Here is an 18,957-nt window from a genome sequence, read left to right as displayed (position 1 = left end):
GCGACCACCGGCTGGACCCGGCAAAGTGCATTCTATTCACCCCAGGTGGCCCGCTGCGTGCAACTCGTCCCGCGTCGCGTCCAGGCAGCGCAGGATCAGCGCCATCATCTCGTCGACCTGGGCCCGCGTCATGACCAGCGGCGGCGCGACGATCATGCGGTCACCCACGGCGCGCATGATCAGGCCGTTGCGGAAACAGTGGCCCCGGCACACCATGCCGACCGCCAGGTCGGGGTTGAACAGCGTGCGCGTGGCCTTGTCCTTGACCAGCACCAGGCCGCCCACGAAGCCGCAGGTCTCGGCCGCGCCCACCAGCGGATGCTGCGCCAGTTCGGCGAAACGCTGCGCCAGGTAGGGGCCGGTGTCGTCCCGCACCCGCTCCACCAGCTTCTCGCGCTCCATCAGTTCCAGGTTGGCCAGCGCCACCGCGCAGGCCACCGGGTGGCCGCTGTAGGTGTAGCCGTGGTTGAACTCGCCGCCCTTCTCGATCAGCACCTGGGCCACGCGGTCACCCACCATCACGCCGCCCAGCGGGATGTAGCCGCTGGTCACCCCCTTGGCGAAGGTCACCAGGTCGGGGCGGATGCCGAACTTCTCGTACGCGAACCAGTGCCCCAGGCGGCCGAAGGCGCAGATCACCTCGTCGCTGATCAGCAGGATCCCGTACTTGTCGACGATGCGCTGGATCTCGGGCCAGTACGTCTCGGGCGGGATGATCACCCCGCCCGCGCCCTGCACCGGCTCGGCGATGAAGGCCGCCACCCGGCCCGCGCCGATGGCCAGGATCTTGTCCTCCAGCCAGCGCGCGGCGCGCAGGCCAAAGGCTTCGGGCGTTTCCCCGGGCTGCGCGTCCTCGTAGCAATAAGGCTGGCCGATGTGCGTGATGTCCGGGATCGGCAGGTCGCCCTGCGCATGCATGCCGCCCATGCCGCCGAGCGAGGCGCCGGCCATGGTGCTGCCGTGGTAGGCGTTGTGGCGGCTGATGATCACCTTGCGCTGCGGCTGGCCCAGCAGGTCCCAGTAGCGGCGCACCATGCGCACGTTGGTGTCGTTGCTCTCGCTGCCGCTGGAACTGAAAAACACATGCTCGAACCGCCTGCCGCCCACCACGGGCGCGAGCTGCGCCAGCTTCGTGGCCAACTGCACCGCGGGCACGTTGGTGGTCTGGAAGAAGCTGTTGTAGTAGGGCAGCGTCATCATCTGCTGGTACGCCGCATCGGCCAGCTCCTTGCGGCCGTAACCGGCATTGACGCACCACAGGCCGCTCATCGCGTCCAGGATCTGCTTGCCCTCGCTGTCCCACACGTAGATGTTGTCCGCCCGCGTGATCACCCGCGCGCCGCGGGTGGCCAGGTCCCCGTGGTCGGTGAAGGGGTGGATGTAGTGCGCGCTGTCCAGCGCCTGGATGGCCTGGGTGTCGTGCTGCTCGGCGCGGCGCACCAGGGCGGGAGGGGCAATCAGGGTGGAAGTGTTCATGGGCGTTGTGCGTTCGGGGTGGGGCGTTGGGCGCGGGCTCCGGGTTGACGTCGGGCGCTCGCCGCCCGACGCACAACCCCAGCCATCAGACGTGCAGCAGCAGGTGTTCGCGCTCCCAGGGCGAGATCACCTTCATGAATTCGTCGAACTCCAGTTCCTTGATCTCGGTGTAGATCGTGATGAACTCCTGGCCCAGCACCTCGTGCAGGTCGGGTTCGCGGCGCAGCCAGTCCAGCGCCTCGCCCAGGCTGCGCGGCAGCGCGTAGGGCGAGAGGTAGGCGTCGCCCTTCATCTCGGGCTTGGGCTTGATCTTGTTCTTCATGCCCAGGTAGCCGCAGGCCAGCGTCATGGCCATGGCCACGTAGGGGTTGGCGTCGGCGCCGATCACGCGGTTCTCCACCCGGCGCGCCTCGGGCGGCGCGATCGGCGAGCGGATGCCCACGGTGCGGTTGTCGTGGCCCCATTCGATGTTGATCGGCGCGGCCGTGTGGCGCGACAGGCGCCGGTAGCTGTTCACGTACGGCGCCACCAGCGCCATGGCCGCCGGAATGTAGCGCTGCAGGCCGCCGATGTAGTGGAAGAAGGCCTCCGAGGCCGAACCGTCCTCGTTGCTGAAGATGTTGCGCCGCGTCTCCTTGTGCAGCACGCTTTGGTGCATGTGCATGGCGCTGCCCGGCTCGCCCGCGATGGGTTTGGCCATGAAGGTGGCGTACATGTCGTGCCGCAGCGCGGCCTCGCGCACCGTGCGCTTGAAGAAAAACACCTCATCGGCCAGGCCCAGCGGGTGGTCGTGGAAGAAGTTGATCTCCATCTGTCCGGCGCCAATCTCGTGAATCAGCGTGTCCACGTTCAGGCCCATCAGGTTGCAGTACTCGTAGATCTCCTCGAACAGGGGATCGAACTCGTTCACCGCGTCGATCGAGTAGGCCTGGCGCGAGGTCTCGGCCCGGCCGCTGCGCCCGATCGGCGGGCGCAGCAGCGTGTTGGGGTCGGTGTTGCGCGCGGTCAGGTAGAACTCCAGCTCCGGCGCGATCACCGGGTCCCAGCCCTCGGCGTCGTACAGCTCGCAGATGCGGCGCAGCACGCTGCGCGGCGCATAGGGCACCAGCTTGCCCTTGTGGTCGAAGCAGTCGTGGATCACCTGCGCGGTGGGGTCGGTGGCCCAGGGCACGATGCGCACCGTGCTCGGGTCGGGCCGCAGCTGCATGTCGCGGTCAGTCGGCTCGACCACGTCGTAGTAGGGTCCGCTGGGCGGCTGCTCGCCGGTCACGCTCATGGCCACGATCGCGTGCGGCAGGCGCATGCCGCGGTCTTCCGTGAACTTCTCGCGCGGCAGGATCTTGCCGCGCGCCACCCCCGTCAGGTCGGGCACCAGGCATTCGACTTCGGTGACGCGGTGCTGATTGAGCCAGCTCTCCAGCTCGTTGAAGTTCTTGGGGGCGCTCATGGCCGGCTCCTTGTCTGGTTGGAAGTTTGAAGATGGGTCAGGCCGCCTGGCTGCGGGCCAGATCGCTGGCCTGCAGGCGCAGGCTGCGGCGCTGCCGGCAGGCCCGGCCGAAGGCCTCGAAGATCGCGGCGTAGAAAGGCGTTTCCCAGCAGCGCCACTCCGGGTGCCACTGCATCGCGTAGGCAAAGGTGCGCGCGCCCTTGACGGTAAAGGCCTCCACCAGACCGTCCGGTGCCCAGGCCAGGGGCAGCAGGCCATCCGCCAGGCGGGCAATGCCCTGCCCGTGCAGCGAGTTGACCTGCGCCTCGGTGCCCCCGGCCCACCCGGCCAGTTCGCTGCCCTGTGCGATGCGGATCGCGTGGCGCGGCGCGTACTGCTCGTCCGGCGGCGCGGTCTTGGGCTCGCGGTGGTCCATCATGCCCGGCACCTCGTGCACCCGCTGGTGCAGCGCGCCGCCCAGCGCCACGTTGATCTCCTGGAAACCCCGGCAGATGCCCAGCAGCGGCACGCTCTGGTGCACGCAGGCCTTCACCAGCGCCAGCGTCAGCAGGTCGCGCTCGGTGTCCAGCGGCAGGCTGGGGTCGGCCACGGCCTCCTGGAAATGCGAAGGGTGCACGTTCGAGGGCGAGCCGGTGAGCATCACGCCGTCCACCAGCGCCAGCAGCTCATCGATCTGGTCGGTATCGGCCAAGGGGAACATGACCGGCTGGGCCTGCGCCCCGACCTTGACCGCGCGGGCGTATTTGTCACCCAGCAGCAGAAAGGGCATCTGGTGCCCGTGGTCGCCCATCAGGCGGTGGTCGGCAGGCAACCAGACCATGCACGGCGGCTTGTTCATGATGACTCCAGGCAATGGATGGCATTGTGGGGGGTCAATTGGATCACGACGGGAGCCATTTGGCCGCATGTTATGGTGCCAAATGAAGGCTCCCCCTGCGCCACTTCGCGGCTTCGCGCCGGAGGGGGTCCGCGCCTGCGGCCCGGCAAGCCGGTTCCGAGGTGCGCCTGGACCAGGCCTCTCACTCCGGATAAGGCTTTGCATGTTGTCTGAATTCCTTCTCGCTGAAATGAACCGCCTGGGTGCGCACGGTGCGCTGCCCTTGCACCGCCGGCTGTATGAAGCGCTGCGGCGGGCCATGCTGGACGGCAAGCTCGGCGCCGGAGAGCGGCTGCCCTCCAGCCGGGACCTGGCGCAGGACTTGAACCTGTCGCGCAATACGGTGGTGGCGGCGATCAACCAGCTCAGCGTGGAGGGCTACCTGGCGAGCCGGGTCGGCAGTGGCACCTATGTGAACGACAACGTGCCGCGCGCCACGCCCGGACGGGCGGCACCACGTGCCGCCGCGCCGCAGGCGGGGCGTCTGTCGGCGCGCGGCGAAGCCCTGGCCAGCCGCTACTGCGCCACCGAACTGGAGGTGCAGCCTTTCACGCCCGGCATCGCCGACTTCAGCGCCTTTCCGGTCACGCTCTGGCAGCGCCTGCAGAACAAGCACTGGCGCATGACCTACCCGGACATGCTGGACTACAACGACTCCGGTGGCTACGCACCCCTGCGCCGTGCCGTGGCCGACTACCTGCGCGTGTTCCGCAGCGTGCACCTGGAGGCCGACCAGGTGGTCATCACCACGGGCACGCAGCAATCGCTGGAGCTGTGCGCGCGCCTGCTGGCCGACCATGGCGACACCGTGTGGATGGAAGACCCGGCCTACTGGGGCGCGGTCAAGGCCTTCATGGCCACCGGCCTGGCGCTGCACCCGGTACCGGTGGACGAGCAGGGCATCAGCCCGGCCAGCGCGGACCACGCGACGCCGCCGCGCCTGATCTACCTCACGCCCTCGCACCAGTACCCCACCGGCGCCGTCATGTCCCTGCCCCGGCGCCACCAGCTGCTGGCCACCGCCCGCGCCCACGGCGCCTGGGTGCTGGAAGACGACTACGACAGCGAATACCGCTTCAGCGGCCCGCCCGTCTCCAGCCTGCAAGGGCTGGACACCGACGGGCGCGTGCTCTACATGGGCACCTTCTCCAAGGTGCTCTACCCCGGCCTCAAGATCGGCTACCTGGTGGTGCCCAAGCCCCTGGTGGCCGCCTTCCGGCAGGCCCACTACGACCTCAACCGCCCTGGCCAGATGCCGGTGCAGGCCGCGCTGGCCGAGTTCATCGAAATGGGCCACTTCACCAGCGCGCTGCGCCGCGCGCGCCAGAACTATGGCGAACGCCGCCAGTGCCTGCTCGAAGCCCTGCGCCCCGTGCTCGGCCAGGCCGGCCAGGACCCCGCCATCACGGGCGCCGAACAAGGCCTGCACCTGTGCCTGCGACTGCCACCCCGGGTGGACGACCACGCCCTGGCCCAGCGCATCGCCCAGCACGGGCTCACCGTGCGTCCCCTGTCGGCCTACTGCCTGGCGCGCACCGACCTGCGCGGCCTGGTCATCGGCTACGGCTATGCGCCGCTGGCCGAGATCGAACGCTGCGGGCCCCTGCTGGCAAACGCGGCACGCGAGGTGGTGTGAGCATCAGGCGATGCCGGCGAACTCGCGCCAGCCCAACACCTCGCAACCCTGGCGCTCATAGCGGCCCGTCCCGCCAAACACCAGCCCGGGTGTGCGCAGCGGCGTCTGGTCGCGCTGGGCAAAACCCTGCCACTGGCGCGGCCCGTCCGCCCAGTCGGACGCCAGGGTGCTGCCCGACTTGACCTCGATGGCCTGCAATCCCTCGGGCGTCTCGAACACGATGTCCACCTCGTGGCCCTGGCTGTCGCGCCAGAAGTACAGATCCGACGCCGTTCCCGCATTGAAGCGCTGCTTGATCAACTCCGTCACCACCCAGGTCTCGAACAAGGCGCCCCGCGCAGGGTGCGTCTCCAGCGTCTGTGCATCGCGGATACCCAGCAGCCAGGCCATGAGCCCCACGTCCAGAAAGTACAGCTTGGGCGTCTTGACCAGCCGCTTGCCGAAGTTGCGGTGGTGGGGCAGAAGACGGGTGACCAGGTAGCTGGTCTCCAGAACGGAGATCCATTCACGCGCGGTGTTGGACGAGATGCCGCAATCGGCGCCCAGCGCCGAGAGATTGAGCAATTGGCCCGAGCGGGCCGCACACATGCGGATGAAGCGCTGGAACTGACCCAGGTCGCGCACGGCGATGAGTTGGCGAACGTCACGCTCCACGTAGGTCGCCACGTAGTTGGCGAACCAGTCTGCCGGACTCAGCTCCCGGTCGTACAACGCCGGGTAGGCGCCTTTCAGAAGCATGTCGTCCAGGCGGGTGGGCGCTCGCGCCCGGCCCAGTTCGGCACCCGAAAGCGGCAGCAGCTCGACCCGGCCCACGCGACCCGCCAGCGTCTGGGAAATGCCCGCCATCAGATCGAACTGCGCCGACCCCGTGAGCACGAAATCGCCCATGCGCCGCCGCTCATCCACCAGGCCCTGCAACCAGGAGAACAGGCTGGGACATCGCTGCACCTCATCCAGAATGGCGCCGTCCGGGAACCGGGCCAGAAAACGCCGGGGATCCTGCTCCGCGAACTCCCGTTCCTCGGGATTCTCCAGAGAGACGTAGGGCCTGTCCGAAAAAAGCTGGCGAGCCAGCGTGGTCTTGCCGGACTGCCGCGGCCCCGTCAGGGCCACGACGGGAAAGCCCTTGGCGAGCCTTTGCAGTGTGGCTGAGGCCAAGCGTGGGATCATGGGATTACAAATTTGAAGTTGAATTTCAGATTTGTAATTTTATGGCTTGTTCACCACCATGAACAGGTCTTTGGGATTCTCTACACCGCATCCCGCAACCGGTGCCACAGCATGCCCAGCGCCAGGCTGGGGGTGCGCAGCAGCGGGCCGCCGGGAAAGCTGCGGTGGCGCAGGCGGGCGAACAGGTCGAAGCGGCCCGCCTGCCCCGCCACGGCCTCGGCCACCAGCAGGCCGGCCAGGCCGGTCAGCGCCACGCCGTGGCCGCTGAAGCCCTGCAGGTAGTACAGGTTGTGGCCCAGGCGGCCGAAGTCGGGCGCGCGGTTCATGCTGATGTCCACGAAGCCGCCCCAGAGGTAGTCGGTGGGCACGCCGCGCAGCGCGGGAAAGACCTGTCCCATGCGCTCGCGCATCACCTCTTCCAGCCTCGGCGGTGTGCGGGTGGTGTAGCTCACGCGGCCGCCGAACAGCATGCGCGCGTCGGCGCTGAAGCGGAAATAGTCGAGCACGAAGTTGTTGTCGCAGGCCGCGGCGTTGCCCGGAATCAGGCGCGCGCACAGCGCCGGGTCCAGCGGCGCCGTGGCCAGGATGTAGGTGCCCACCGGCATGATGCGCGGCGCCACATCCGGCGCCACGCGCGGGCCGTACTCCGGCAGCATGCAATTGCCGGCCAGCACGCCGAAGCGCGCCTTGACCTGCCCCTGCGGCGTGCCGGCCACCAGCTTGGCGCCGCGCAGCAGGCCGGTCACCGGCGAATGCTCGAAGATGCGCACGCCCGCGGCCTGCGCTGCGCGCGCCAGGCCCAGCGCGTACTTCAGCGGATGCAGGTGCCCCGAGCGGGTCTCGCGCGCGGCCGCCACATAGCGCGGGCTGTCGATCAGGCGCGGCAGGTCCGCGCCCTCGGCCCAGTCCACCGCCAGGCCGCGCTTCTCCAGCCCATCCATCTCTTCGCGCAGCGCGCGCGCCTTGCGCGCCGAGTCCGCCACATAGAGATACCCATCGACCCGGTCGCAGGCAATGCCATGCCGCGCGATGCGCGCGTCGAGCAGGTCGATCGCCTCCAGCGACATCTCCCAGGCGCGCTGCGCGTCGGCCGCACCCAGCTGCTGCTCGAACGGCCCCTGTCCGCTGGCGTAACCCACGATCGCCTGGCCGCCGTTGCGCCCGCTGGCCCCGCTGCCGATGCGCTCGGCCTCCAGCACCACCACCGAGAGCCCCCGCTGCGCCAGCTCCAGCGCGGCGCTCAGCCCGGCAAAGCCCGCGCCCACCACCAGCACATCGGCCTCCAGGTTCTCCTGCAGCGAGGGCAGCACCTCGGGCCGCTGCACGCTGGCTTCGTAGTAGCTCCGGCGGTTGAGCTGGGTGTCGGAGCCCGTCAAGGAGTGCGTGCCGCCCATGCTCAGGCGCTCCCGGGCAGACGCCGCGCCACCTGGCCGGCCAGGTAGGTCCAGACAAAGGTGGCCGCCGCGTTCGTGGTCAGCTCGGCATGGTCGTAGGCCGGTGCCACCTCCACGCAGTCCATGCCGACCCAATTCAGGTCGGCCAGTTCTTCCAGAAAGGTCAGCACCTGCGAACTCGTCATGCCGCCGGGCTCGGGCGTGCCGGTGCCAGGGGCGAAGGCCGGGTCGAGGCAATCAATGTCCAGCGTGAGGTAGCAGGGCCGGCGGCCGATGCGCGCACGGATCGCGCCGATCACCGGCGCCAGGCCGGCGCCATCCAGCCCGCGCAGCGCACGCGCGGTGAAGATCTGTCCGCCCTGGTCGGCCACGTACTCGCGCGCGGACCGCTCGCCGCTGGAGCGGATGCCGATCTGCACCGTGTGCGCCGGGCTTGCCAGGCCTTCCTGCAGGGCTTCGTAGGTCCAGGTGCCGTGGCCCGAGGGCTCGCCGAAATGGTCGGTCCAGGTGTCGCAGTGCGCGTCGAAATGCACCAGCGCCAGCGGCTCGCCGCCCCCGTATTGCGCCCGGGCCGCGCGCAGCAGCGGCAGGGTGATGGAATGGTCGCCACCCAGGAACACGCAATGGTGTTTCGCCATCAGCGCGGCGGCCTGGCTCTGGATGTGGCGGCGCACCTCCGGCAGCGGCGAGGCATTGGGCAGGCGCATGTCCAGCGCGTCGCCCAGGTGCGCCAGCGGTGACACGTCGAACACCGGGTGGATGCCATCGCACAGCATCAGGCTGGCGGTACGGATGGCCTGCGGCCCGAAGCGCGCACCGGGCCGGTTCGTCACCACACCGTCGTAAGGCACCCCGGCGATGGCGAAGGGCTGCTCCGCCAGCGGCGCGCAGGCGAGGAAGCGGTTGCTGCTGTTGGCGTAGGCGAACTGACCCAGGGCCATGGCGGGAACACCTCAAGGAATGACGAAAGGGAAGGAGCCCGACGATACCGCCGGCCAGTACAGCGGCAGAGGTCCACTTGCGCGGCGAATGCGTCATCCACCGCCGGGCGGGCTTCATGTCCGGTGGCAGGGCGTTCGTGACTCCGCGGCCCGCCCACGCCGACGCTCTCCAGAATGCGCGGCATGTCCCGCCCGGACGGCGGGACGCTCCTTGAAAGGGCCGGGCACGACCGTCACCACCTGAGTCAACGCGCTGTCCGAGGCCGAGGTAACCCCCATGCGAGGGCCGACCACCCCTCCACCTCCTTCAACCCGCCAAGGAGACACCGCATGCAGAGCCCGCACAAAGCCCCACCAAAACCCAGCCCCGCCCAGATTCACCCGAAAGAGTCACTATGCCCATCGCCACCTGTTACGAAGCCCTGGCCGGCGCAAGAACGCCGCAGGACACCGAAGCCGCCATCCGCCGCATGCTGGCGAGCCCGCCCGAGGCGCTGGCCGAGGCGGCGCGGCGCACGCCCGTCAACACCCTGTCCACCGTCCTGAACCGCGCGTCCAAGGTCCGCCCGTTGGTGCCCCAGCACACGGGCGCCCCGAGGCCCGGACCCACCAGCCTGAGCGAGGAGGTCTTCGCCGCCATGGGTGTGGCCAATGTGATGGCGCGCGTAGGGGATGCGGGTGCGGGCAAGCACCTGGCCCTGGCGCTCAATGCGGCGAGCCATGCGTCCGCGCCCACCTGCCAGGCGGCCATCGCCCACGCGCTCGACAGCGGCTCGCTGCAACGGCTGTTCCAGACCAACTGCCTGCAAGACATCGCCCAGGCACTCAACGCCGCCAGCAAGGCCGATGCCGACACCTGCCAGCGGGTCGTCACCCTGGCCGGCGAGACCGGCGCCCTGCGGCGGGTGTTCCAGAACGGCAACCCGCAGGACATCGCCCAGGCGCTCAACGCCGCCAGCAAGACCAACGCCGGGACTTGCCAGCGCGCCGTTGCCCTGGCCGGCGAGACCGGCGCCCTGCGGCGGGTGTTCCAGGGCGGCACCCCGCAGGCCGTCGCCAATGCCCTCAATGCCGCCGGCAAGGTCGACGTCGCGATCTGCCAGCGCGCCGTTACCCTGGCCGGCGAGACCGGCGCCCTGCGGCGGGTGTTCCAGGACGGCACCCCGCAGGCCGTCGCCAACGCCCTCAACGCCGCCAGCAAGGCCGATGTCGCGACCTGCCAGCGCACCGTCGCCCTGGCCGGCGAGACCGGTGCCCTGCGGCGGGTATTCCAGGACGGCGACCCGCAGGCCGTCGCCAATACGCTCAACGCCGCCAGCAAGGTCGACATCGCGATCTGCCAGCAAGCCGTCGCCCTGGCCGGCGAGACCGGTGCCCTGCGGCGGGTATTCCAGGACGGCGACCCGCAGGACATCGCCAATGCCCTCAACGCCGCCAGCAAGGCAGGTGCCAGCACCTGCCAGCAGGCCGTCACCCTGGCCGGGGGGGCCGGTGCCCTGCTGCGGGTGTTCCGGGGCGGCACACCGCAGGACATCGCCAATACGCTCGACGCCGCCGGCAAAGCCGACGCCGACATCCGCCGGCAGACCTTCACCCTGGCCGGAGAAACCGGCGCCCTGCAGCGGGTGTTCGAGGGCAGCAACCCGCACGCCATCACCAATGCGCTCGACGCCACCAGCAAGACCGACCCAGACACCCGCCGGCAGGTCTACGCCACCGCCGAGCGCGCGGGCACCCTGCAGCGCTGGATACGCTCTTCGGCAGACGGGCCGCTGCGGGTCGATCTGCACGACCTGACCCACGAGGCCGCCAGAGACCTGCTCAACCACGCACTGACTCACCACCGCAGGCCCGGCCAGGAGGTAACCGTCATCACCGGCCGGGGCACCCACCGGGACGACAGGCGCAACCCCATGGCCGATGTCGCCAGCGATACCTGCCGCCGCCATGGCATGCGCGTTGACCAGGCGCCCGACAACCCCGGGCGCCTGTTTGCGCAGGAACAAGGCCCCGCACCCGCCGCGGATGTGGAGGAACCCGCCCCGGGTGCCGCCCTGCCCATCGCACCGGCCCATCCCCTGGCCGCCATGGCAGCGCGCGGCGCTCCCGTGGCAGACGTGATCGCCTGGCTGCAAGACCGCGCCCAGGCACGCGATGCCGACGCGTTGCGCCATGCCATTCGACACCACGGCCAGGCGCTGGACCATGTCATGCGACAAGGCTCTGGCGCACAGATCATGGCGCTGGTAGCGGTCGCGGAGGACATGGGCAGCGGTGCCGGCGCACAGGACATCTGCCGCGACTTGCTGGCCGGGGCATGCGGACCACGGCTCAGGGACGCCGTGGCCGCCTCGGGAGACGCGGGCCATGCACTGCTGCGCCGCGCCGCGGCGGCCAGCCGAGACGAAGGACTGGAACGTGATCTCCGGGCCCTGGTCGGCGATGCCCCGCAGACACACGGGGCGGTTCATCCGGGCGGAGCCGCTGGGCCCGCCGATGCCAGGCCTCCCCTGCACTACCGCGATGTCGTCCCGGAACCTGGAGGCATGGGCGGGGCAGGTGCAAACGACAGGAAACGGCCCGCGCCGGGCGACGCCATGCAACCGCCACCCGAGCCCAAGCGCCGCAGGCTGCCCGAACCACCAGGCGGCGGCCCCGCCGGGCCATGACGTTCATCGCCCGCACAAGGACCCGCAGACACCCGACCCTGCCCTGACGCACCCGAAGGAGTCGCCATGCCCATCGCCACCTGTTACGAAGCCCTGGCCGGCGCAAGAACGCCGCAGGACACCGAAGCCGTCATTCGCCGCATGCTGGCGAGCCCGCCCGCGGCGCTGGCCGAGGCGGCGCGGCGCACGCCCGTCGACACCCTGTCCACCGTCCTGAACCGCGCGTCCAAGGTCCGCCCGTTGGTGCCCCAGCACACGGGCGCCCCGAGGCCCGGACCCACCAGCCTGAGCGAGGAGGTCTTCGCCGCCATGGGTGTGGACAACGTGATGGGGCGTGTGGGGGATGCGGGCGCGGCCCAGGGCAAGCACCTGGCCCTGGCGCTCAATGCGGCGAGCCATGCGTCCGCGCCCACCTGCCGAGCGGCCATGGTCCACGCGCTCGACAGCGGCTCGCTGCAACGGCTGTTCCAGGGCAACAACCTGCAAGGCACCGCCCAGGCGCTCAACGCCGCCAGCAAGACCGATGCCGCCACCTGCCAGCGCGCCGTCACCCTGGCCGGCGATACCGGCGCCCTGCGGCGGTTGTTCGGGAACGGCGACCCGCAGGCCGTCGCCAATGCCCTCAACGCCGCCAGCAAGGCCCATGCAGAGACCTGCCAGCAAGCCGTCGCCCTGGCCGGCGAGACCGGCGCCCTGCGGCGGGTGTTCCAGGACGGCAACCCGCAGGACACCGCCCAGGTGCTCAACGCCGCCAGCAAGACCGACGCCGCGATCTGCCAGCGGGTCGTTGCCCTGGCCGGCGATACCGGCGCCCTGCGGCGGTTGTTCGAGAACGGCACCCCGCAGGCCGTCGCCAATGCCCTCAATGCCGCCAGCAAGGCCGACGCCGCGACCTGCCAGCATGCCGTCACCCTGGCCGGCGATACGGGCGCCCTGCGGCGGTTGTTCGAGAACGGCTCCCCGCAGCACACGGCCCAGGCGCTCCAAGCCGCCGGCAAGGCCGACGCCGCGACCTGCCAGCGCGCCGTCACCCTGGCTGGAAATGGCGGCGCTCTGGAGCGGGTGTTCCGGGACGGCACCCCACAAGACACCGCCCATGCGCTCAACGCCGCCAGCAAGGCCGACGCCGCGACCTGCCAACGCGCCGTCTCCCTGGCCGGCGAGACCGATGCCCTGCGGCGGGTGTTCCAGGACGGCACCCCGCAGGCCGTCGCCCAGGTGCTCAACGCCGCCAGCAAAGTCGATGCCGGCACCTGCCAACGCGCCGTCACCCTGGCCGGGGAGAGCCGCGCCCTGCGGCGGGTGTTCGAGAACGGCAACGCGCAAGACACCGCCCAGGCCCTCAACGCCGCCAGCAAGACCGACGCCGTGACCTGCCGGCGCGTCGTCGTCCTGGCCGGCGAGACCGGCGCCCTGCGGCGGGTGTTCGAGGGCAACAACCCGCACGCCATCACCAATGCGCTCGACGCCGCCAGCAAGACCACCCCAGACACCCGCCGGCAGGTCTACGCCACCGCCGAGCGCGCGGGCACCCTGTGGCGCTGGATATACCCTTCGGCAGACGGGCCGCTGCAGGTCGATCTGCACGACCTGACCCACGGTGGCGCCAGAGACCTGCTCGACCACGCGCTGACTCACCACCGCAGGCCCGGCCAGGAGGTGACCGTCATCACCGGCCGCGGCGCCCACCGGGAGGACGGGCGCAACCCCATGGCCGATGTCGCCAGCGAGGCCTGCCGCCGCCATGGCATGCGCGTTGACCAGGCGCCCGACAACCCCGGGCGCCTGGTCGCGCGGGAGCAGGGCCCGGCACCCGCCGCGGGTGTGGAGGAACGAGGAGGAAGAGGCGCCGGTGCGGCCGAAGCCGCAGGGCCCGCCGATGCCAGACTCGCCGCTGTCAGGCCCCCTATCCACTACCGCGATGTCGCCCACAACCCTGGAGGCATGGGCGCAGCGGGTGCCATCGACAGGAAACGGCCCGCACCGGGCGACACCATGCAACGGCCACACGAGCCCAAGCGCCGCAGGTTGCCCGAACCACCGGGCGGTCCCGCCGGGCCATGACTTTCGTCACTTCCGCCCGAGCGGCGCCTGGCCCTAACATGCGGGACCATGATGCCCGTCCTGGCCGCCGAGCCCACCAAGGAAATCCCTCAGGCCACCACCCTGCTGGTGGTCGATGACCACGACCTGCTGCGCCTGGGACTGCTCACGCTGGTGCAGGCACACGCCCATGCCAGTGGTCGGCACATCCCGGTGCTGGAGTCGCGCACGCTGCAGGAGGCGCTGGACCTCTACCGCGAGCACCGCGAACGCATCGGCCTGGTGCTGCTGGACCTGCACCTGCCCGACGCGCACGGCCTCTCGGGCCTGACGCATTTCCTCAAGGCATTTCCCGAGGCCCCGGTGGTCGTGCTCTCGGGCGTGAACGACCCCGGCCTGATGCGCCACGCCCTGGCGCGCGGCGCGCGCGCCTACCTCACCAAATCGGGCGACCTCAAGGACGTGATTGGCTACATCCGGACCCTGGGCCTGTTCGGCGCACCGGGCGAAGCCCCCACCGGAGACAGCCCGGCAGAAACGCCACGCCAGGCGGCAACGCCGCCCGAGCTGCGCACCGTGCGCGGCCTCGACGGCCGGCAACTGCAACTCACCGAGCGCCAGGCCCAGGTGCTGGACTGGGTGCTGGCCGGCCAGTCCAACCGCGACATCGCCGCGCACGCGCACCTCAGCGAAGGCACCGTGAAGAACCACGTCTCGGCCCTGCTGCTGCTGTTTGGCGTGCGCTCGCGTGCCCAGCTCATCAGTGGGATGAAGTGAAACACCCCCCGCGCCGCTGCGCGGCTCCCCCCTCTCTGGCGCGCCTGCGGCGCTGGGAGGGGGGCGGCGGCTCGGGCCGGCGAAGCCGGACCCTTGCCGCCCCTGGGTGGGGTGCGCCTCGCTTCGCTCGCTTGGCTCTCGCCGCTCCTCGGGTGGTGTTGCTGCGCTTGCCTCATGCCTGACGCGACGACGCCGTTGTCTCACGACACCACGGGTGATCGTGTGCTGCGCGAGCAGGTGGTGGCGCTGTATGCGACTTCGCTGAGTTCGACCATTGCGGATGCGGTGCTGGCCTGGGGTCTGTGTGCCTTGTTCTGGTGGCGGCTGCAGGATCCCATGGTGTTTGTCTGGCTGGGCCTGCATACCGTGCAGGTGCTGCGCTACCCGTTGATCCAGGCGTATTTCCGCGATCCGCAGGCGGCTTCGCGCAGTGCGTTCTGGGCGCGGCGGCAGTGGCGTGAGCTGCTGTACTACAGCATCACGTGGGGGCTGGCGCCGTGGTTGTTCATGCCGGCGGACGACGTGCCCATGACGACGCTGCTGATGCTGATCATGCTGGGGCTGGTCAGCGGCGGCATTCCTTCGGTTGCGCCGCGCTGGGCGTCGGTGCTGGCGTTCGTGCTGCCGATGATGGGCGGACTGATCTCGGCCCTGCTCTGGCGCGCGGACGCCACGCACCTGTTCCTGGCGGCCTGCGCGGCCATCTACCTGGGCGCGATGCTGCATTTCGCGCGCAGCCAGCATGTGCTGCTGACCGCGTCGCTGCGCATGCGCTTCGAGAAAGAGGCGCTGGCCGAGGAACTGGCACAACAGGTCGCCGTCACGCAGCGCGCCAGCGAGGAGAAGACGCGATTTTTCGCCGCCGCCAGCCACGACCTGCGCCAGCCGCTGCACGCGATCGCGCTGTTCGGCGCGGTGCTGGACAAGGAGCTGCAGGGCCAGCCCGCGCACGTCCACGCGCAACGCCTCATGGGCGCGGTGCAGGCGCTGGGTACGTCTCTGGACACCATGCTCGATGTCTCGCGCCTGGACGCGGGCGTGATCGAGCCCGACCTGCAGGACGTGCCGCTGAACGCGGTGCTGCAGGCCCTGCACCTATCCTTCGCCTCGCGCGCGGAAGAGCACGAGCTGCAGTTGCGCCTGCGCGCCACGCCGCTGTGGGTGCGCACCGACGCGCACCTGCTGCAGCGCCTGCTGGGCAACCTGATCGAGAACGCCATCAAGTACACGCCCGCCGCTGGCGGTGGTGTGCTGGTGGTGGCGAGGTCGCGCGGCGCACAGGTGTGGATCGACGTGGTGGACACCGGCATCGGCATCGCGCCCGAACATGCCGGACGGGTCTTCGACGAGTTCTACCAGGTCGACAACCCGGGGCGCGACCGCACGCGCGGCCTGGGCATGGGCCTGTCCATCGTGCGCCGCCTTGCGCAACTGCTGGGCCATCCGGTCACGCTGCACTCGCACCCTGGGCGCGGCAGCCGCTTTCGCATCTGCCTGCCACACGCCACGCCCCGGCCGGCCAGTCTGGTGCGCGCGCCCAGCCGCGAAGAGGCACGGGCGCTGCCCCGCCGTGTGCTGCTGGTGGACGACGAGTCCGACATCACCGACGCCCTGGCCGCGTTCCTCGGCGCCTGGGGCGTGGGCTCGCGCGCGGCGCGAGACGAAGGCACCGCGGCCATGGCCCTGAGCGTGGCGCGCCACAACGGTGACCCGTTCGACGCCATGCTGTGCGACTTCCGCCTGGCCGATGGCGCCGACGGCCTGGACGCGGCGCTGCGGCTGCGCGAGCGCTTCGACCCCGGCATGCCGCTGCTGCTCATCACCGGCGAGACCGCGCCCGAGCGCCTGCAGCGCGTGCGCGACTCGGGCGTGCCGGTCCTGTTCAAGCCGGTCGATCCCGAACGCCTGCTGCAGGCCCTGGCCGGTCTGGCACCGCCTGCGCCGCCCAACCCCTCCGCGCCACCGTCCGCCACGTCATGACCTTTGGCACTGGTGTGCCGCGCCCGCCCTGCCTATCGTGGCGGCCACGCCAAAACCAGGTTACCCGGAGGCCCCATGTCCATTGCTGTCACACCCCTCGGAAAAAGCCGTCTGCTGCTCGCTGGCGCGCTGCTGTCGCTGCTGGCCGCCTGTGGAGGCGGCGGTGGCGATGCCCCGGCCGCGCCGCCGGCCAGCGTGAGCGCGGTCATCGGTCCGGCCGGGGGCACCGTCACCGGACCCGACGGTGTGCAGATCGTGGTCCCGGCCGGAGCACTGCGCAGCGACACCACCATCGGCATCGCGCGCAGCGATGCCGGCGCACCTCCGCTCACAGGCTTGGTGCGAGGGCTGGGCAACGCCTACGAGTTCACCCCGCACGGCCAGATCTTCGACGTGCCGGTGCTGCTGCGCATGCCCATCCCCGCGGGCGGCGACGGCAGCAGCTGGCTGGTCGCCAGCCCGGGCGAGGACTGGTCCGAACACACGGCCCGGGTCTCGGGCGGCATGACGGAACTCGTGCGCAACCGCCTCTCCTGGGGCTACCCCGGCTCGACCTGCGCCTACAACCCCAACGACCCCAACCTGAGCCTTTCGGGCTGCGTGTTGCCGCGCGGCGGCACCGCGGCCACCACCCTGCCCGCGCAAGCCCTGCAGTTGGTGAACTACCCGAACTGGCAGGGCAGCGCCGGCAGCTACCGGCTGGAGGTCGCCGCCAGCGTCACCTTCACCACCACCTACACCCAACGGGCCGACTGCATCAGCACCCGCATCAAGGTCTACCGCCGCCAGCTCGACCGCAGCCCGAACCTGCTGGAAACCCTTTACGACCAGGGTGCCCCCCTGTCCCCACCCACCGGCACGCCGCCCGGCATGAAGGTCTCGGGCAGCGTGACCCTCGCGCCCGTCACGCTTACCCATGCCGACAACGGCCGCCACGTCTATGCCTTCCGCGTGAGCTGCACCCTGGCGGACCAGCGGACCTACACCTATGGCGACGACATGGTCATCCACATCGCCGTTCCCATGCCCACCAGCACGCAGACCATCGGCGGCACCGTCTCCGGCCTCACGGGCACGCTGGTGCTGCGCAACAACGGCGGCGATGACCTGAGCATCAGCGCCGACGGCGCCTTCAGCTTCGCCACCCCCGTGGGCACCGGCGCGCCCTACGGCGTCTCCGTGGCCACGCAACCCGCCGGCCAGACCTGCACGGTGCAGAACGGCAGCGGCACCGCCAGCGCCAACGTGAGCAACGTGGCAGTGACCTGCACCAGTGCCCCGGCCAGTGGCTGGCTGGGCGAGGCGCGCATCGAGTCTGGCGCCGGGGTGGCCTCCCACCCGGCGGTGGCGGTGGACGGCCAGGGCAACGCGCTCGCCGTCTGGATGCAGCACGACGGCACCCGCCACGACATCTGGGCCAACCGCTATGTGGCCGGCGGCAAATGGGGTACGCCGCAACGCATCGAGGGCGGCAGCGGCAACGCCGAATACCCGGCCATCGCCATGGACGCAGCCGGCAACGCGACCGCCATCTGGACCCAGCACGACGGCACCACCATGCGCGTGCGCGCCGCCCGTTACGTTGCCGGCACCTGGGGCGCCGACGAAGCGGTGGATGCCGGCAGCGGCACCGCCCGCGAGCCGCACCTGGGCATGGACGCCAGCGGCAACGCGGTGGCGGTATGGGTGCAGAACGACGGCGGGCAGCAGCGGATCAGGACCAACCGCCTGGTCTCCGGCGTCTGGCAGGGAGAGACCTCCATCGACGGCGCCGTCGGCGCCGCCCACGCGCCCCAGGTCGCCGTGTTCCCGGATGGCACCGCACTGGCGGTCTGGACGCAGGAGCAGGGCGGCCGTGTGCACCTGTTCCACAACCGCTTCAACGGCATGGGCTGGTCCACCGCCGACCAGCTGTACGAGAACACCACCTCGGCCATAGGCACGCCGCGCATCGCCGGCAACGCGAGCGGCGGCGCCATCGTGGTCTGGGAACAAGGCACGGGCGCAGGTGCCAGCAGCACCGACGTGCTGGCCTCGCGTTACTCGGGCGGCCTGTGGACCAACCCGGTCACCCTGTCCGACATCAACGCCCAGCGTGCCTTCGACCCACGCATCGCGATGACCGGCGACGGCCGCGCCCGCGTGGTCTGGCGCGAATCGCACGCCGATGCCTTCGAGACCTGGGCCCGGCCGTACGAGCCCGATGGCGGCTGGGCCACCGCTCCGGCACGGCTGGACGGCCCGCTGGTCGACCGCAGTTCGGGCAATGGCCCTCTGGCCGTGGGCGTCGGTCCGGACGGCAACGCCATCGCCATCTGGAGCTACACCGCACCAGGCGCACAGCACAACGACCTGTACGCCTCGCACTACCGTCAGGACGACATGCTCTGGGGCCCGCCCCAGCAGATCGAGAACACCAACGGAGGCGGCACCAACAGCGCCGCGCTGGGCGTCGGCGCCAACGGCAGCGCCGTCGCGGTCTGGGACCAGGACGACGGTGGCCCGCCCCATGGCGACATCTGGGCCAACGTCTTCCCCTGAACAGCG

General features: G+C 70.5%; 12 protein-coding genes. 6 read left to right on the top strand and 6 right to left on the bottom strand.

The genetic code is table 11. The annotated features are described in order from the left end of the window. Window positions 1-36: 36 nt before the first annotated feature. From KIT53_RS17645 to KIT53_RS17635, 3 genes are all read right to left on the bottom strand, one after another. Window positions 37-1,476 (bottom strand): aspartate aminotransferase family protein, encoded by a 1,440-nt coding sequence (locus tag KIT53_RS17645; protein ID WP_297755384.1) that lies wholly within the window; start codon window positions 1,474-1,476, stop codon window positions 37-39. Between the two features lie 85 nt (window positions 1,477-1,561). After that, window positions 1,562-2,923 (bottom strand): glutamine synthetase family protein, encoded by a 1,362-nt coding sequence (locus tag KIT53_RS17640; RefSeq protein ID WP_297755380.1) that lies wholly within the window; start codon window positions 2,921-2,923, stop codon window positions 1,562-1,564. Window positions 2,924-2,960: 37 nt separating this feature from the next. Next, window positions 2,961-3,761, bottom strand: coding sequence for a gamma-glutamyl-gamma-aminobutyrate hydrolase family protein (locus KIT53_RS17635; RefSeq protein ID WP_297755377.1), 801 nt, complete (start codon window positions 3,759-3,761; stop codon window positions 2,961-2,963). A 202-nt stretch (window positions 3,762-3,963) separates the two neighbouring features. On the opposite strand from KIT53_RS17635, the gene KIT53_RS17630 reads away from it, so the two are divergent. Next, window positions 3,964-5,436 carry a PLP-dependent aminotransferase family protein gene (locus tag KIT53_RS17630; protein WP_297755374.1) on the top strand — a complete coding sequence of 491 codons (1,473 nt, stop codon included), beginning with the start codon at window positions 3,964-3,966 and terminating at the stop codon, window positions 5,434-5,436. A gap of 3 nt (window positions 5,437-5,439) precedes the next feature. Here KIT53_RS17630 and KIT53_RS17625 read toward each other — a convergent pair whose 3' ends face one another. The 3 genes from KIT53_RS17625 to speB all read right to left on the bottom strand — a co-directional run bounded on the left by KIT53_RS17625 (window position 5,440) and on the right by speB (window position 8,941). Continuing rightward, complete coding sequence (locus KIT53_RS17625) at window positions 5,440-6,594, bottom strand: ATP-binding protein (RefSeq protein ID WP_297755372.1); 1,155 nt, start codon at window positions 6,592-6,594, stop codon at window positions 5,440-5,442. A gap of 92 nt (window positions 6,595-6,686) precedes the next feature. Further along, entirely contained in the window at window positions 6,687-8,000 is a 1,314-nt protein-coding gene (locus tag KIT53_RS17620; protein WP_297755369.1) for an FAD-binding oxidoreductase, read from the bottom strand. Between the two features lie 2 nt (window positions 8,001-8,002). Then, a complete protein-coding gene (speB, locus tag KIT53_RS17615) occupies window positions 8,003-8,941 on the bottom strand; it encodes an agmatinase (protein ID WP_297755366.1) in 939 nt (312 codons plus the stop codon). A gap of 395 nt (window positions 8,942-9,336) precedes the next feature. Here speB and KIT53_RS17610 point away from each other — a divergent pair, with 395 nt between their 5' ends. The 5 genes from KIT53_RS17610 (at window position 9,337) to KIT53_RS17590 (ending at window position 18,951) form a co-directional block, all read left to right on the top strand. Next, a complete protein-coding gene (locus tag KIT53_RS17610; protein WP_297755363.1) occupies window positions 9,337-11,610 on the top strand; it encodes a hypothetical protein in 2,274 nt (757 codons plus the stop codon). 66 nt (window positions 11,611-11,676) lie between these two features. Next, window positions 11,677-13,674 carry a hypothetical protein gene (locus KIT53_RS17605; protein ID WP_297755360.1) on the top strand — a complete coding sequence of 666 codons (1,998 nt, stop codon included), beginning with the start codon at window positions 11,677-11,679 and terminating at the stop codon, window positions 13,672-13,674. 48 nt (window positions 13,675-13,722) lie between these two features. Beyond that, window positions 13,723-14,430 (top strand): response regulator transcription factor, encoded by a 708-nt coding sequence (locus KIT53_RS17600; protein WP_297755357.1) that lies wholly within the window; start codon window positions 13,723-13,725, stop codon window positions 14,428-14,430. 174 nt (window positions 14,431-14,604) lie between these two features. Further along, complete coding sequence (locus KIT53_RS17595) at window positions 14,605-16,410, top strand: hybrid sensor histidine kinase/response regulator (RefSeq protein WP_297755354.1); 1,806 nt, start codon at window positions 14,605-14,607, stop codon at window positions 16,408-16,410. 75 nt (window positions 16,411-16,485) lie between these two features. Next, window positions 16,486-18,951, top strand: a complete 2,466-nt coding sequence (locus tag KIT53_RS17590) for a hypothetical protein (protein WP_297755351.1) — start codon at window positions 16,486-16,488, stop codon at window positions 18,949-18,951. Window positions 18,952-18,957 lie beyond the last annotated feature (6 nt).

The sequence above is a fragment of the Hydrogenophaga sp. genome (assembly GCF_026125785.1).
GTDB lineage: Bacteria > Pseudomonadota > Gammaproteobacteria > Burkholderiales > Burkholderiaceae_C > Hydrogenophaga.
Note: the sequence above shows the minus strand (reverse complement) of the source record. Positions and strands in the feature narration are given on the sequence as shown.